12 protein-coding genes are annotated in these 15,548 nt (G+C 64.5%); 3 read left to right on the top strand and 9 right to left on the bottom strand.

The window, feature by feature from the left end; all coding sequences use genetic code 11:
* Positions 1 to 265 precede the first annotated feature (265 nt).
* Positions 266 to 1,726, top strand: coding sequence for a polysaccharide deacetylase family protein (locus D2E22_RS03440; protein WP_241218156.1), 1,461 nt, complete (start codon positions 266 to 268; stop codon positions 1,724 to 1,726).
* Positions 1,727 to 1,772: 46 nt separating this feature from the next.
* Here the strand turns inward: D2E22_RS03440 and D2E22_RS03435 are convergent, their stop codons facing one another.
* The 9 genes from D2E22_RS03435 to D2E22_RS03395 all read right to left on the bottom strand — a co-directional run bounded on the left by D2E22_RS03435 (position 1,773) and on the right by D2E22_RS03395 (position 14,000).
* A complete protein-coding gene (locus D2E22_RS03435; RefSeq protein ID WP_126031722.1) occupies positions 1,773 to 1,958 on the bottom strand; it encodes a hypothetical protein in 186 nt (61 codons plus the stop codon).
* Entirely contained in the window at positions 1,955 to 3,076 is a 1,122-nt protein-coding gene (locus D2E22_RS03430; protein WP_126031721.1) for a hypothetical protein, read from the bottom strand. The genes D2E22_RS03435 and D2E22_RS03430 overlap by 4 nt, the downstream gene beginning before the upstream one ends.
* A gap of 74 nt (positions 3,077 to 3,150) precedes the next feature.
* On the bottom strand, positions 3,151 to 3,855 hold the full coding sequence (locus D2E22_RS03425; protein WP_126031720.1) for a response regulator transcription factor: 705 nt from the start codon (positions 3,853 to 3,855) through the stop codon (positions 3,151 to 3,153).
* A 126-nt stretch (positions 3,856 to 3,981) separates the two neighbouring features.
* On the bottom strand, positions 3,982 to 5,835 hold the full coding sequence (locus tag D2E22_RS03420) for an ABC transporter ATP-binding protein (RefSeq protein ID WP_126031719.1): 1,854 nt from the start codon (positions 5,833 to 5,835) through the stop codon (positions 3,982 to 3,984).
* 63 nt (positions 5,836 to 5,898) lie between these two features.
* Entirely contained in the window at positions 5,899 to 7,818 is a 1,920-nt protein-coding gene (locus tag D2E22_RS03415) for an ABC transporter ATP-binding protein (protein WP_126031718.1), read from the bottom strand.
* Positions 7,819 to 7,889: 71 nt separating this feature from the next.
* Positions 7,890 to 8,498 carry a MarR family winged helix-turn-helix transcriptional regulator gene (locus tag D2E22_RS03410; RefSeq protein WP_126031856.1) on the bottom strand — a complete coding sequence of 203 codons (609 nt, stop codon included), beginning with the start codon at positions 8,496 to 8,498 and terminating at the stop codon, positions 7,890 to 7,892.
* A 257-nt stretch (positions 8,499 to 8,755) separates the two neighbouring features.
* Complete coding sequence (locus tag D2E22_RS03405) at positions 8,756 to 10,285, bottom strand: amino acid permease (RefSeq protein ID WP_126031717.1); 1,530 nt, start codon at positions 10,283 to 10,285, stop codon at positions 8,756 to 8,758.
* Positions 10,286 to 10,390: 105 nt separating this feature from the next.
* Positions 10,391 to 13,291 carry an ABC transporter permease gene (locus tag D2E22_RS03400; protein ID WP_126031716.1) on the bottom strand — a complete coding sequence of 967 codons (2,901 nt, stop codon included), beginning with the start codon at positions 13,289 to 13,291 and terminating at the stop codon, positions 10,391 to 10,393.
* A gap of 7 nt (positions 13,292 to 13,298) precedes the next feature.
* Positions 13,299 to 14,000 carry an ABC transporter ATP-binding protein gene (locus D2E22_RS03395; protein ID WP_126031715.1) on the bottom strand — a complete coding sequence of 234 codons (702 nt, stop codon included), beginning with the start codon at positions 13,998 to 14,000 and terminating at the stop codon, positions 13,299 to 13,301.
* A gap of 178 nt (positions 14,001 to 14,178) precedes the next feature.
* Between D2E22_RS03395 and D2E22_RS03390 the strand changes: the two genes are divergently transcribed.
* On the top strand, positions 14,179 to 14,814 hold the full coding sequence (locus tag D2E22_RS03390; protein WP_241218154.1) for a TetR/AcrR family transcriptional regulator: 636 nt from the start codon (positions 14,179 to 14,181) through the stop codon (positions 14,812 to 14,814).
* A gap of 366 nt (positions 14,815 to 15,180) precedes the next feature.
* Positions 15,181 to 15,357 carry a hypothetical protein gene (locus D2E22_RS10480; RefSeq protein WP_164518399.1) on the top strand — a complete coding sequence of 59 codons (177 nt, stop codon included), beginning with the start codon at positions 15,181 to 15,183 and terminating at the stop codon, positions 15,355 to 15,357.
* The last annotated feature ends 191 nt before the right edge of the window (positions 15,358 to 15,548 follow it).

Below are 15,548 nucleotides of genomic sequence, written 5' to 3'. Positions count from 1 at the left end.
GTGACCGATTCCCAATCCCCTGTGCGCTTTTGTGACATCTCCGCCCCACGCCACCTCCTCCGGTCGGCGCCGCGCGCGCATCACTCGACAGTTCGCCCGAACAACCGAGTTATGCGCAGGCGCGACTAGCCATAATACCGCCGCACCAACTATCCGCATCTGCTGTTTATATCATCCGAAGCCTTGCATCGATTCCGCGCGCAATGGATATACACTGGTATACAACTATGCAATCGCAACAATGGGAGTACTGAGGGGGGGCACTATGAGCGACGACTCTTCCGACCACCGCAACGACCAACCCGACCAACTCGTTGCAGACGCCGATTTTTTCGACGCGGCGACCAAAACGGCCGCCAGCCCATCCCCCCATCGCCGTCGCAACATGATCCTCACACTTGTAGCGGCATTCGTTGTCATCGCCGGCGTGCTCGCGGCGATCATCACCCCGATTATCGGCGCCTACCACCGCCGTCAGCAGCAGGCGCACGCGACCGCCCTCACCGACTGCACAGCCGCGCAACGCGAGTTCGCCACACTCAACACCACCTACACGACGACAATCTCGTCCGCAGGCAAGCTCGCGGACGGCGATGAGGCGAAGACGGTCAGCGAGGAGCATGCCACGGCGCTCACGAGCAAGATCGACCACATCGACGACACCCATACCGTCTCCTCACTGACCGCGGCGAACTGCGCAGCGGATATGAGCACCGACGCGCTCACCGACCTCTCCGGCAGGTTCACGATCGCTAACACGAGCATGGTGAACCGCATGCGCGACGTGCAGACCGACGCCGACACGTTGAAACAGCTCGTCGAAGGCGCACGCAACGCCGACCGCCGCGGCGAGCTGCAGAAGGAGCTCACCTTCGCTAACACGGTCTATGCGCGCTCCGAGAACAACGCGCCCGCCGATCTGCGCGCGGGGCTGCAGGTGCAGATCGAGCAGGCGAAGGCCGTGCTAGAACCGGCCGCCACGGCGACGAACGCACAGATCAACGACGCGCTCGCCGCGTTGACTAAAGCCGCCGACGCTGTCGTCGCCGCGATGCCGCTTGACTGCGAGCTGTCTGCGTGCGTCGCGCTCACCTTCGACGACGGCCCGAACAAGCAGGTGACGCCACAATTGCTCGCCGCGCTCAAACAGGCGGATGTCCCGGCCACGTTCTTCGTGCAGGGACAGTTCGTTTCGGGCAGCAACAAGCAGCTGCTCGCGACGATGGCCGCGCAGGGCCACGAAATCGGTTCGATGAGCTGGAGGCACAAGCAGCTGCACACATTGTCCGCCGACGAGCTCACCAGATGGTTCCATGACACCGATGAGGTCATCGAAGACGCCGGCGTGGCCAAGCCGACATTGTTCCGGCCGCCGGACGGCGCATGGAGCGAGGCCGTCGTCGAAACCGCGCGCGCCGACGGCCAATCGGTGATCCTGTGGAACGTCGACGCGCGCGACTGGGACGCGAAGACGAGCGCCGCAGACATCGCCGACAACGTATTGGACAGTGCATCTTCCGGCGCGATCATCGCGTTGCATGACGGCAACGAACGCACCGTCGAGGCGATCCCGCAGATCGTCAGCGGCCTACGTGAGCGCGGCTTCCATCTCGTCACCGTCTCCCAACTGCTCACCGATGAGCTCGACCCCGGCACCGTGTTCTACGCGCGCGGCGACACCGCCCAGGACAGCCTGCCGTCCAACGGCGGCGAGCCCACGCGCTGACGGCTACGAAAACGGGGACGCGGTTCAGAACCGCGTCCCCGTCGTTCTACTCCCCCTGCTTCGAGGTGCCGCACAGCCACCACAGCCAGGTCGGGCAGTCGAACATCGGCTGCCCGGCGTTCACGCCGTCCGCATCCCCGGCGGTGTCCGCAGGCGCCGCGAACGCCATCTGCGGAGCGAGCAACAGCAGAGCCGCGCAGACGGCGGCGGCCTTCTTCTTCATGGGCATCATCCCTTCCTTTCTCTCGACGTGCGCTCCTGCGCACGCTGGATCTGGGCGAGCATGCGCGCCGCAGCCTCCTGCTGCGTCGGACGCTTCGTGTGATGCAGCCGCATCGTGACGGTCATCATCGCGACGGCCTCGCCCTGTTCCATTGTCGCATGGACACGCAGACGCCGATGCCATGGGATACGCGGAGGCGTCAGCGCCGGGCCTCCGGTCTGGATCTGCAGGATCGAGACCTGCGTGCCGCCGACCGTGATCGACAGTTCGTACCATGCGGGATGCGTGAGCCGTATCCGTTCGTAGATGCCGCCGATGAGCTGGTCGAGCGCGCACATGTCGTCGTCGCGCAATGTGCCGAACCCCTGTTCGGCTGCGACGATGACGGAACGTCCATCGATGCCGTCGGCTGCCATCGCCTTGTCATGCGCGTCGAGCGCCGCGCGGATGCGCCGGCGCTGCGTCCGTTCCTCGTCGCTTTCGCCGTATTCGGCGAGCAGCAGGTCGACGATGCCGCCCACGTTGTCCTTGGCTTCGCCGATCTCCTCATGGATCCGCCGATAATCGTCGCGCGCCGCGGCGGAGACGCCCTCGCCCTCGCATCGCCGCAGCAGCAGTTCCGCCTTCGTCAACGAACCGGAGACCGCGTCGTGCAGCTCCATCGCCGTCGTGCAGATGCCTACGCGCATCGCAAGCATCGTCTGCTGCTGGCGATGCACACGTTCCATCAGATGGCGCGCACCGCTGCACGCAAGCCCGACGACGGCGTACAACGCGATGAACAGGATGATCGAGGAGACGCCACCCTGCGCGTGGGAGCTGACGGCAAGCCATATCCACTGGTAGGCGCTCAACGCGACGAATGCGAGCGCCACGCACACGTCGTTCGTCCAATATGCGAGCAGGCCGAACGCGGCGAGCTGCGCGTTCATGCCGTAGGCGCTGTATTGGGGGAACATGCAGTCCCCGATCATCGACAGCACGAGGATGAGGGCGAGCGTGACGACGAGCAGGTTCCTCGACGCGCGTATCCAGTACGACAGCATGAACAGCGCGATCTGCATGACGACGATCGCGATGACCGGCAGCGACGGCGTATGCGGCATCACCGTATGCCATGCCATCACGACGCCGACCAGAACGATGACGCACGCCGCACAGATGTTACGTGAGTCCCGTGTGGTCCAGGCGGACTGCGCAGTCAGTCCAGGTTGAAGGTCTGCCGGAACCGCGTCCATTGCGCTATCGCCTCCTGAATCGTCGACACGTTGAGCCGGTTGAAGATGTTCTGCCTGTGTTTGCGCACCGTGGCCGGCGAGCAGTGCAGCCGCCGCGCGATCTCGTCGAGGTCGTAGCCGGCGGCGATCAGTTCGAGCACGTTGGTCTGCGCATTGGTGAGCACGCTCATCGGGGACTTGCTGCTGCGGATGCGCGCGGCCGCCATCATCGGGGATTCGTAGCCCGGGCACGGCCGGCCCTGCCGCAGGTTGCGCAACGCCGACGCGATCTGCGCGATGTTCGATTTCGGCAGCAGACCCTGCATGCCGGCGGCGACGGCCGCGTTGCAGTAGTGCGAGAGCGGCAGCGACGTGATGCCGAGGATCGGCGTCAGGCTGCCGGCGTGGCGCAGCCGCCATGCGACGGCCGGGCCGTCCACGTCACCCAGATGCATATCGGTCAGCAGGACGTCGGCCGATTGCGGACGCCGCAGACAGTATTGGACGGCGTCGAGGCCGCCGAAGAGGGTCTCGACGATGCGCAGATCGGGCATCGCCTGCCCGAGCAGGTATCGCAGCGGCTGCCGCACGAGCGCATCGTTCTCCACGAGCACGACGCGCAGATTCGCGCCATCGGCGGAGCGATCCGTGGACGAGGACGAGACATCCGTCGCATCGCACGCACTCATACCATCACCAGTCTTTTGCTCACATTCGCGCACAGGCCTACCATCTATGAACCTACCATGTGCGGAGCACGCATCCCGGACGCACCCGCCTCTTGGGCGTTTACGCCGCGGCGCGCACCGCAACCGTCACTGCGCGAGCGTGAACTGGGCGTTGTAGATGTCGGCGTAGAAGCCACCGCGCGCGAGCAGCTCGTCATGCGTGCCGCGTTCGACGATGTCGCCGTCCTTCATAACGAGGATCATGTCGGCGTCCCGGATCGTGGAGAGACGATGCGCGATGACGAAGCTCGTGCGCCCTTCGGTGAGTCTGTCCATCGCCGTCTGGATAAGCTCCTCAGTACGCGTATCGACCGAACTCGTCGCCTCGTCGAGGATCAGGATCGGCGAATCCTGCACCATCGCGCGTGCGATCGTCAGCAGCTGTTTCTGGCCCTGCGAGAGCGTCGCCGACTCGTCGAGCACGGTGTCGTAGCCGTCCGGCAGCGACATGATGTAGCGGTGCAGTCCGACGGCCTTGCACGCCGCGATGACCCGCCCGTCGTCCACGCCCTCCTTCGCGTAAACGATGTTCTCGCGCACGGTGCCCTGGAACACCCACGTATCCTGCAGCACCATCGAGAACTGGTCGTGCACGTTCCAGCGCGGCACGTCCTTCGTGTCGATGCCGTCGATCAGGATCCTGCCGCCGTTGATCTCGTAGAACCGCATGAGCAGGTTGACCATCGTCGTCTTGCCCGCACCCGTCGGCCCGACGATCGCGACCTTCTGCCCCGGCTGCACATCCGCGGAGAAATCGTGGATGATCATCCGGTCGGCGTCATAGCCGAATTTGACGTGCTCGAAACTGACACGGCCCTCGACCGGCGTGATCTCGCCGTCGCTGCCCATCCCGAGCAGCGGCTGCTTGGAGGATTCGTCGGCGAGCTCCGGCTCGTTCAGGAACGCGAACACGCGCTCGGCGCCGGCCGCGCAACGCTGCAGGTTCTGGAAGGCCTGCGCGAACTGCGAAAGCGGTTGCGTGAAGAAGCGGATGTACATCATGAACGCCACGATGACGCCGAACTCGATGCGCCCGTCCATCGCGAGCCATGCGCCGACGACGCACACCACCACGTAGCCGAGATTGCCGACGAGGTTCATCATCGGCATCATCAGACCGGAGAGGAACTGGCTCTTCCAACCCGATTCGTACAGGTCGTTGTTGTAGCGTTCGAACCGGCGGATCGCGTCGGCCTCGCCGCCGAAGGCCTTGACGACGGTGTGCCCGCTGTACATCTCCTCGACATGGCCGTTGACGTCGCCGAGCGCGACCTGCTGTTTGACGAAGTAGCGCTGCGAGACCCGCATGACGACGAGCATGAGCACCATGCCCACGAGGCTCGCCGCGATCGCGCACAGCGCGAGCAGCCAGTTGTTCGCGAACATCATGACGAGCGCGCCGAAGAACAGCGTGACCGAGGTGATGAGCGCGCCGAGCGACTGGCCGAGCGTCTGCCCCACGGCGTCCACGTCGTTCGTGATGCGGCTCATCACGTCGCCGTTGCTGTGCTCGTCGAAGTATTTGAGCGGCAGTTTGTTCATCTTCACGTCGATCGCCGCGCGCAGGCGTTGCGCCGTGCGCTGCGTGACGGTCGCCATCATCCAGCTCTGCACATACGAGCACAGCGCATATGCGACGTACAGCGCCACAAGCGTCCATGCGATGCGCGTGACGGCGCCCATGTCGATGGAGCCTAGCACCGGCTTGCCGTTGATGAGCGCCGGCAGCCCCTTCGTGATCTCGTCGGTCATGTCGCCCAGATAATCAGGGCCGATGATCTGGCAGACCGTGCCGCCGACGCCGAGGATCAACGCGACGACGATCGCCGGGATGTATTTGCGGCTGAACCGCATCAGGTCTTTGAGCGCGCCGCCGAGGTCATCCGCTTTTTCGACGGGCGCGCCGCCGTGCGGGCCACGCGGCCCCATTGCACCTGGCATGATTGGTTTCCTTCCGTTCAAACGACTGTTTCACATGAAACCTGCGACATGGCCATCGCAGGTTCAGGCGCCGAGCTCCTCCTCGCTCAGCTGCGATTTCGCGATCTGCCGATACACCTCGCACGACTCGAGCAGTTCGCGGTGCGTGCCTTTGCCGACAAGCCGGCCGTCGTCGAGCACGAGGATGCAGTCCGCGTCCATGATCGTGCCGACGCGCTGCGCGACGATGATCTTCGTAGCGTCCTTCGCATACTCCTTGAGCGCGTCACGCACCACGCGGTCGGTCTTGAAGTCGAGCGCCGAGAACGAATCATCGAAGATCAGGATCTCCGGATTGCGGTAGACGGCGCGCGCGATCGACAGGCGCTGCCGCTGGCCGCCGGACACGTTGGTGCCGCCCTGCGCGATCGACGCGTCGAACGCGCCGCGCATCTTCCCGACGAACTCGGTGGCCTGCGCCACATCGCACGCCTCTTCGACGCGGTTCTCCTCCTGCGCGGTGAGCGTGCGGCCCTCATCCGCCTTGAGCATCTCGCGTTCCGCCTTGCGGCCGCTCGCGCGCGAGGCGTCGAGCATCGGCACGTCCTCGGGCTCGCCGGGACGGTCGCCGTAGCTGACATTCGATTTCACCGTGCCTTTGAACAGGAACGACTGCTGCGGCACATAGCCGATCTTGTCGCGCAGCGTCTTCAGATCGTATTCGCGCACATCCACGCCGTCGACGAGCACCTGTCCGTCGGTCGCATCGTAGAAGCGCGGCACGAGGTTGATGAGCGACGACTTGCCCGAGCCGGTCGAACCGATGATCGCAACGGTGTCGCCCTGATCCGCCGTGAAGCTGATGCCTTCAAGCATCGCCTCGCGCGAATCGGGGTAGGTGAAGCTCACGTCGCGGAACTCGATCCGGCCGGCGAGCTCGAGGTCGTCACGGTAGTCGGCGGCGTTCGCGGCGTCGATGACGCCGGCCCGCTTCGCCTCGGCCACGGTCAGGCCGCGGTCGCGCGTGCCGGACGTGACGAGGGGTTCGGTGTTGATCACTTCCATCACGCGGTGCGCGGAGACGTCGGCGCGCGGCCAGAGCACGAACACCATGCTCATCAGCAGGAAGCTCATGATCACCTGCACGGCGTAGCTCGAGAAGACGATCATGTTCGAGAACAGCGTGAGTTTCTCGGTCGCGCCGGCGTCTTCGATCAAATAGGCGCCGATCCAGTAGATCGCGAGCGACAGGCCGTTCATGATCGTGCTCATCAGCGGCATCATGACGCTCATCGCGCGGTTCGTGAACAGCTGCGTGTCGGTGAGCGCGGTGTTCGCGTCCTCGAACTTCGACTCCTGGTAGCCCTGGGCGTTGTAGGCGCGCACGACGCGCATACCGGTGAGGTTCTCGCGCGCCACGAGGTTGATGCCGTCGGTCAGACGCTGCATCGCCTTGAATTTCGGCATCACGAAGGCCATGAGCAACGCCACGGCTCCGAGCAGCACCACGACGGCGATGCCGGTCGCGAGCGTCCATTCGAAACCGTCGCCCGCGATCTTGCACACGGCCCACACGGCCATGATCGGCGATTTGATGAGCATCTGCAGGCCCATCGTGATGAACATCTGGATCTGCGTGACGTCATTCGTCGAACGCGTGATGAGGCTCGCCGTGGAGAAGCGGTGCATTTCGGACGGCCCGAACGATTCCACCTTGCGGAACTCGAGAGAGCGCAGCCGTTGCCCGAAGGACGCGGCGACGCGTGCGGCGAAGTAGCCGGTGATGACGGCGCAGACGAGCGAGCCGAAGGAGACGAGCAGCATCTTGCCGCCGGCGATCCAGATGTCGTGCATCTGGCTGCCCGGCGTTTCGACGAGCGTGGTGATCTGAGACATGTAGCTCGGCAGCTCGAGATCGAAGTACACCTGCCCGACGATAGTGACCAGCGAGATGAGCAGCTGGCCGATCTCCGTCTTGGAGAGGTATTTCATGATTCGTAACATCGTTTTTCCTTATAGTGTAAGGTTTTTCATGCCCATATGAGGTATTGACGCAATCGTTGGGGGATTGGAAGTCAGCGTACGGCGGGACCTTCCCGTCCGGCATCGGAGGTCGCCTCCGATGCGAACCTCGGACGGGGCGGATTGCCCAACGCGCAACCACGCCCCCCGTCACGCACCATCTCGACCATCCGTTCATGCAGCCTGCGGTTGCGCTCGACGGCCTCCCGCACCTGCTCGGCCGTGGGCGGCCCGCCTTCCGGGTCGCAGATCGACAGATAGGTCATGAATTCGCCCAACAGGCCGACGAAATCGCGCGTACGCCGTTCGCCCATCTGGGAGAACACCCATTCAAGCCGCGCGACGAGCTCGTCGCCATGGTCTTTGAAAGCGCGACGCCCATCGCCGGACAGTTCGACGACGACGCTGCGACGGTCCGCCGGGTCGCCGGTGCGCACGATCCAGCCCTTCCCGCTCAGGCGTGACAGAATCGACGAGATCCGTCCCGAGGTCGCCCCCATCGCATCGGCGAGCTGCGTCGGCGTGCGCGGCCCTTGGAACGCCAACTCGCGCAGCACGAACATCTCGCCCTGCGTACCACGCTCGAACGCGCGCGTCGCCCGCGAGCGCGACGCCCACATCGCGAACATCACCTCATGCACGGCTTCCAATGTGTAGTCCACCATCACCTCCATGATCATCGAGAATCGATTATCTTACACCGCAAATTACTTACACTGTAAGACAATGGACGTGGACAGAGGGATGAAGGTGTGGATGGATAGCCTGCGGAGGCCGCTGATGGCATTCCGTGCGCATCCCCCACAATGATGCCATCGTCGGCACCAAAAATGGCCGTCTGTAGGTGTGCCCACCCGCAAACGGCCATCGGGCCGGCGGTCTGTGAGTAAGTGCACTCACAGACCGCCGTTTTTGAAGATCAGCGCTTCAGCGCCCCACGCAGACCGCGGCTGGAATAGCGCTCATGCAGCAGGCAGTATCCGCCGAAGACGACGAGCCATACGAGCCCGGCGATCGCCGGGCCGCGCGTGTCGGCGCCGATGAACAGCGTCGCGTAGATGAACACGAAGAAGGCGATCGTCAATGGATTGAGCACACGGTAGGCCGGCATCAGGAATCCGTCGGCCATGAACTGCGGCGAATTGCGGTATCGGTAGTGCGCGACCATCGTCAGGATGTAGATGAAGATGAACACGGCCGAGGCCGCCGACGAGAACAGCACGAAGGCGCTGGACGCGCCCGGCAGCGCCGCGATCGCCGGCGACAGCAGGATCAGCGCGCCGGAGACGACGATCGCACGTGCCGGCACCTTCGTCTTCGAGACGACGCCCAATCGCCCCAGCACAGGCGAGTTCGCCTCCTCGCCGATCTGGAACAGATGGCGTCCCGCCGAATAGAGCAGCGAGTTGAGAGACGACGCGGCGGCGGTCAGCACGACGAAGAAGACGACGGCGGCCGCCCAATGCAGGCCGGCGAATTCGAACACCATGATGAACGGGGACGAGAACTGGTTGCCGTTGTCGCTCGTCATGAAGTTGCGCCACGGCACGATCGCCATGATCGCGAGCAGCGCGCCCACATAGAAGACGAGCACGCGCAGGATGATGCCGTTGATCGCCTTCGGCAGCACCTTGCGCGGGTTCTTCGTCTCGGATACGGTCACGCCGACGAATTCGATCATCGTGTAGGCGAAGAAGACCATCTGGAAACTCATCAGCATCTGCGTCCAGCCGTTCGGCGCGAAGGAGAAGCCGTCGGCGATGTTCGCAAGCGACGCCTGCCCGCCCGGATACGTCTGGTCGGAGCCCGGCAATTTCGTCGCGCCGTATCGGTATCCGGCGACGACCATGATGACCGACGTGACGATGAGCGCGAGGATCAGGAAGATCTTGATCATCGAGAACCAGAACTCCGTCTCGCCGAACAGCTTGACGGCGATCAGGTTCACACCCACCAGCGCGACGAGGAACAGCAGTTCGATGAGCCACTGCCATGACTTGAGCTCGAAGCCGAGCGTCTGGAAGAACGTCACGCAGTACTGCCCGACCGCCGACAACTCGGTCATGCCGGTCAGGATCAGCACGAGCCAGTACGTCCACAGCGCGAATTTGCCGGTACCGGCGCCCAGATACATGCGGATGAAGTTGATGAAGGTGTGCTGGCTCGGGTCCCGGTACATCAGTTCGCCGATCGCACGCATCATCAGGAACATGACGCTGCCGACGAGGATGTAGACGAGCACGATGCTCGGCCCGTCGAGCGCGATCGACTTGCCCGACCCGAGGAACAGGCCGGTGCCGATCGCGCCGCCGATCGCGATGAACTGCACATGGCGGTTCGTCAGCCCGCGTTCCATCTCGTTGTCCTTGTCGACGGTCTCGAGCGAGGCGTTCACGGCCTTCTCCCGGTCGAGGCCGGAGGGGCCGTCAGGTTGTTGCATATTCGACATAATACATTCGACTGTAGCCGCCATCTGTTGCGCGCCGTTCGCACTGCGCATATTGCGGCGGCTGCACGGCGCGCGACCGCCGTGCAGCCGCCGCATGCGCAAGGCCTATTCGACCGACTTGAGCGAACTGACCGGATCGATGCGGTCGAGGACGGGGTCTACGAACAACTGCACGAGCAACGTGAAGGCGAGCGTCGCCACGACAGTGACGACGTAGCTCCACCAGAAGATGTGCACCTCGAAGTACAGTCCCGGCATGTTGAGCACGCCGGTGAGCAGCCCGGCGACCCACCGCCCGAGCGGCAGACCGATGACGAGGCCGATGAGCGTCAGCACCATCATCTCGCGGTTCACATAGCGATGCACTTCCTTGTCATAGAAGCCGAGCACCTTGAGCGTGGCCATCTCGCGCATGCGTTCCGACACATTCGTATGCGCGAGCGTGAACAGCACGACGAGAGCGAGGCTGCCGGCGAGCGCGACGATCAGCGCGACGACGGCCCCCATCAGGTCGAACTTGAAATGCTCGGCCTGATAGGCGGTGGAACTGGCGCTCAGCACGATCGCGTCGTCCTCGAGCCGCTGCACGTACTTGACCTGCGCGTCGTCGTCGCCTTTGAGCTTGGCGTAGACGGCGTTCCAAGTGATCGCCGGCTGCGCGTCCACACCGTCCCCGGCCGTCGACGACGGGAACATCCGGTGGTACAGGTCCTCCGCAATGAAGACCTCGGCGCCGATGAGGCTGCGCGTGACCGCACTCACCTTGACCCGGTGCGGCTGCCTGCCGTCCGCGCGCAGCATGATCTCGTCGCCGGCCTTCACGCCGAGCGACTGCGCGGCCGACTGCGCGACGATGACGCCGTCGTCGCCCAACGTGACCGGCTGGTCGTTGCCACGGCCGTGCAGCCATCCGAGGATCGACTCGCCGCGCGCCGGCTCAAGCCTGAACATCGTGTTGAGTTCGCCGAGCTGGCCTTGCGGCACGATCGTCAGCTGCACCGACGTGCTGCTGCCGCCGCCGTTCGTGATCTCGCCGTTTTCGACGCGCGTCTGCATGATGGCCGTCGTCTCGCCGTCCTGCACGAGCCTGTCGCGCAATGACTGTTCCTCGCCGTCGTTGGCCATCGCGAACATGTCGTACTGGTCGACGCCACGGTACTGGTCGGGGCCGAGCGCGGCGACCGTGTCGTTGATGGCCAGAGCGCATAGGATCAGCGCGGCGCATCCGGCCACGCCGCCGACCGTCATGATGAGTCGCGACTTGAAGCGGAAGATGTTACGCGCCGTCACCTTGTTGAGGAAGCTCATGCGCCGCCACAACGGGCGGATGCGTTCGAGCAGGATGCGCGACCCCGCCTTCGGCGCCTTCGGGCGCATCAACGCGGCGGGCATCTGACGCATGTCGCGGATCGACGCGAACAACGCCGCGCCGAGCACACCGACGACGAAGAGCAGGACGCCCATCGACCCGTACAGCCAGTCGTATTCGATCCGCAGGTCGGGGATCGCATACAGTCCGTGGATGACGACGAGCAGGAAGGCCGGAATGCCGAGGAAGCCGATGAGCAATCCCAATCCGCCACCGAGCAGGCCCGCCAGCAGCGCGAACAGCGCATAGCGCGCCGTGATCGCCGCGCGGCCGTAGCCGAGACCGAGGTAGGCGCCGATGAGCCCGCGGTCCTCTTCGACGAGACGGCTCATCGTCGTCAGGCTCATCATGACGGCCACGACGAGGAACACGATCGGGAACGCGTTGCCGAGCGACCTGATCGAGCTGATGTCCGATTTGAGCGAGCTGAATCCGCTCAATGCGCTGCGCGACTGCACATACCAGCGCGGCGCAATGTCATCGACCTGCTGCTGCTCGGCGGCGAAGCGGTCGCCGGCGCCGTTGCGCTGCGTGTCGATCCGCTGCTGCGCCTCCTTGAGCTGCGCATCGGCCTGCGCCCATTGCCGCTGCGCCTCGGCGAGACGCGTCGGCATCGGCATGCCCACCGGCACCTGCGCGGCCTGTGCGTCAAGCAGTTTGAGCTGCCCGTCGAGCTGCGTGCGCTGCGCATCGAGCTGCGCCTGCGCCTCGTTGATCTGCGCGTACGCCTGCTCCTTCGCCTTGTCGAGCTCGTCCTGGGCGCTTTGCTGCAACGCCTTGCGCCGCGACTCCTCGCGCTCGGGCTGCACGGTGCGCTCGATCTCGGACATCGTCGAGGATACGAGCGCGTCGTAGTCGTCGGCGAACGCGTCCTTGTTCTCGGCGTCGGTCAGACGCAACACGACGGCGCCGTACACGTCGTCATCAGCGCCGAAGGTCTTCTCCAGCGCACCCGGCGCCACGTAGACGGTGTAGTCGTTGGCGACCGCCGTGCGGAACGCGGATCCCGAATACCCGTCCGGGTTCGACAGATCCGACGGATCGGTGACGACGCCGACGATCTTCAGCTTGTGCACCGCGTCGTCATCGCCGTCATCGCCACCCGTACCGTCGCCGTCATCGGCGGCGGTCACGTCGATGACGTCGCCGAGTTTGCGGTGCGTGTCATGCGTGAACTGCGCGGTGACGGCCACCTCGTCGGCGGCCTTCGGCAGTCGCCCCTCGCGCACATAGGGCGCATCGACCGCCGACCCGCCGTCCGACGGCTCGCGCAGCGTCGCGTTGAGCCGACGGCCGGCATCGCCGTCGAAGGTCACCCGTTCCATACGCACGCCGATGGCGGAGTCGACGCCGTCAACGCGCCGCAGCGCGTCCACGTCCTCGTCGGTCAGCCCCATCGTCGAGACGATCTGGACATCATGCAGCCCCTGCTGCTCGTAGAAGCGGTTCGCCGCGATGAGCGCGTCGCGACAACCCGCGTAGATGCCGGTGAGCACGGCCACGCCGAGCATCGAGATGATCAGAATCGAAAGGAACGACTTCCATGCATGCAGCCACGAGCGCCACGTATCCAGCAGGAAGGCCGAGCCGAGCGTTTTCGCGCCGCCGCGGTCGCGCTTGCCACGTCCAGCCATCATCGTCACCTCACCATTCGATCTCGCCGATCGGCGTCGGATGGTCGTTGGTCTCCTGGCTGACGACCTTGCCGGAACGGAAGCGGATGACCTTATGCGCCATCGGCGCGAGCGCCGAGTTGTGCGTGACGATGAGCACGGTCATGCGCTCATCACGGCAGATGTCCTGCAGCAGCTGCAGCACCTCCTTGCCGGTCTCGTAGTCGAGCGCACCGGTCGGCTCGTCGCACAACAGCAGCTTCGGCTTCTTCGCAACGGCGCGCGCGATCGAGACGCGCTGCTGCTCGCCTCCGGACAGCTGCGCCGGGAAGTTGTCGAGCCGGTCCGCCAGACCGACCTTCTCCAACGTCTGCGCCGGGTCGAAATGGTCGGCGCAGATCTGCGAGGCCAGCTCCACGTTCTCAAGCGCCGTGAGGTTGGGGATGAGGTTGTAGAACTGGAAGACGAAGCCGATGTCGTTGCGCCGGTAGGTGATCAGGTCGTGGTGGTTGAGGTCGGTGATGTCGCGTCCGCCGACAACGACCTTGCCCGACGTGGCCGTATCCATGCCACCGAGGATGTTGAGCGCCGTCGTCTTGCCGGCGCCGGACTGCCCGAGGATGACGCTCAGTTCGCCTTCATCGGCCGTGAAATTCGCGTCGTCGAGCGCACGAATCGTGGAGTCGCCGGCCGGGTACCCCTTGACCACATCATTGAATTCGATGTACGCCATCGCCTGCTCCTTCCGCTGCGGTGCGGTCCTCGTGGCGAGGTCCATCGCCCCGGCGCCCGGCGTTGAACCGCCGCACGCCTTCCGTGGCATTGTGCTGTACACTAGTAAATCAACACGGTGTTGTTTTCGCAACCATCAGTTGGATAGCGTGTCGTCGCACGGACGGACGCGAAGGAGGATGAAGACCATGGCAAAGGCGCTGACGGAGAGCCGCCGCACACGGTACACGCGCACGGTCATCGAGGATTCGCTCATCGACCTGCTGCGAGAGAAGCCCCTGAACGCCATCACCGTAAGCGAACTGTGCGCCAAGGCGGACGTCAACCGCTCCACGTTCTACGCCCATTACGACGACCTGACGGATCTGTTGGGCACGATTGAGAACGAGACCTTCTCGTGGCTGTCCGCCACCTTCGACGACATGCTCGAGCAGGCCGAACGGCAGGGCGCCCGGCATGACGGCCCCGAACGGCAGAAGGCCATCGACGCCGGGCTCGACAACGCGATCGTGCAGATCTGCCGGTACATCGCGCAGAACAGACGCCATCTGCAGGTCCTCCTGAGCCCCCGCGCCGACGTCGACTTCCAACGGCGCCTCGTCGGCCTGATCTACGCACGCTACGACCGCATCGTCGCGACATCGCCCAGCTCGCCAAGCGCCCTCGAGAATGTCATGCGCACGCAGTTCGCCATCCACGGCAGCCTCGGCCTCATCCAATACTGGCTGGAGACGGATCTGCAGGCCACCCCGGAGGATATCGCCCGCACCATCATCACCATGAGCATGCCCCGCGAGACCACGGCCGACGCATAGACGCGTTGGCCGCCGTCATCGCCGGTTTCCGTTGGAATTCCGCCATTGGACAGCAGTGTCGCATGTCCGCTCACCGGTCAGCGCCCGAGTTCTCGGGCTGCATCTGACGATCGCGTGCGCGTCGCCGCCGACGCGATGCGATGCTGATGCCCGAAAGCACTCCACGACCGCCGAAAGAAAAGGCACGATGAACCAGAAGCATATCGGGACGTTCCTCAGGGAGCTCCGGCTCGAGCACGAGTGGACGCAGCAGCAGCTCGCGGACCGGATCGACGAACCCCGACCTTTCGTTGCTCGTGACGTTTTCGGAACTCCATGGCATCAGCGTCGACGGGATCCTCGACGGCGGGGAGGAACGGCGACGACATGATCGACAACACAACGATGGGCCAGATGGCGCGGTCGCCGGCCACCTGGCATTGCGCGCATATCGTCGAGCCGCCCGTCGCATATCTCGGTATTTCCTCAACCATCACGAGATATGCGGCGGTCGGCTCGGCGGCTGCGTCGCCAGAGGCGATTCAATTGAGCTATTCCGATTGATTCCGGGCGAATACGTGCGCATGATCGGCCACGATGTGCGTATCCGTGCGGTTCTTCGGGCATATCGCCCATCCCGACGCCACGTGCGGCGCATCACTCAGCAAAACCGCCGAAAACGCGAGTTATGCGGCAAGAGCCTGGTTCACGACCACCGCCCCCTCCGGCTACACGCCGCCGGCAGAGGGCGGCCG

This window comes from Bifidobacterium castoris, assembly GCF_003952025.1.
GTDB lineage: Bacteria > Actinomycetota > Actinomycetes > Actinomycetales > Bifidobacteriaceae > Bifidobacterium > Bifidobacterium castoris.
Note: the sequence above shows the minus strand (reverse complement) of the source record. Positions and strands in the feature narration are given on the sequence as shown.

Coding starts and splice junctions, on each gene's coding strand:
- D2E22_RS03415 (WP_126031718.1), bottom strand. CDS start 7,818: ATGTTACGAATCATGAAATACCTCTCCAAGACGGAGATCGGCCAGCTG.
- D2E22_RS03390 (WP_241218154.1), top strand. CDS start 14,179: ATGAAGACCATGGCAAAGGCGCTGACGGAGAGCCGCCGCACACGGTAC.
- D2E22_RS03405 (WP_126031717.1), bottom strand. CDS start 10,285: ATGTCGAATATGCAACAACCTGACGGCCCCTCCGGCCTCGACCGGGAG.
- D2E22_RS03420 (WP_126031719.1), bottom strand. CDS start 5,835: ATGCCAGGTGCAATGGGGCCGCGTGGCCCGCACGGCGGCGCGCCCGTC.
- D2E22_RS03395 (WP_126031715.1), bottom strand. CDS start 14,000: ATGGCGTACATCGAATTCAATGATGTGGTCAAGGGGTACCCGGCCGGC.
- D2E22_RS03425 (WP_126031720.1), bottom strand. CDS start 3,855: ATGAGTGCGTGCGATGCGACGGATGTCTCGTCCTCGTCCACGGATCGC.
- D2E22_RS03400 (WP_126031716.1), bottom strand. CDS start 13,291: ATGATGGCTGGACGTGGCAAGCGCGACCGCGGCGGCGCGAAAACGCTC.
- D2E22_RS03440 (WP_241218156.1), top strand. CDS start 266: ATGAGCGACGACTCTTCCGACCACCGCAACGACCAACCCGACCAACTC.
- D2E22_RS10480 (WP_164518399.1), top strand. CDS start 15,181: ATGATCGACAACACAACGATGGGCCAGATGGCGCGGTCGCCGGCCACC.
- D2E22_RS03435 (WP_126031722.1), bottom strand. CDS start 1,958: ATGATGCCCATGAAGAAGAAGGCCGCCGCCGTCTGCGCGGCTCTGCTG.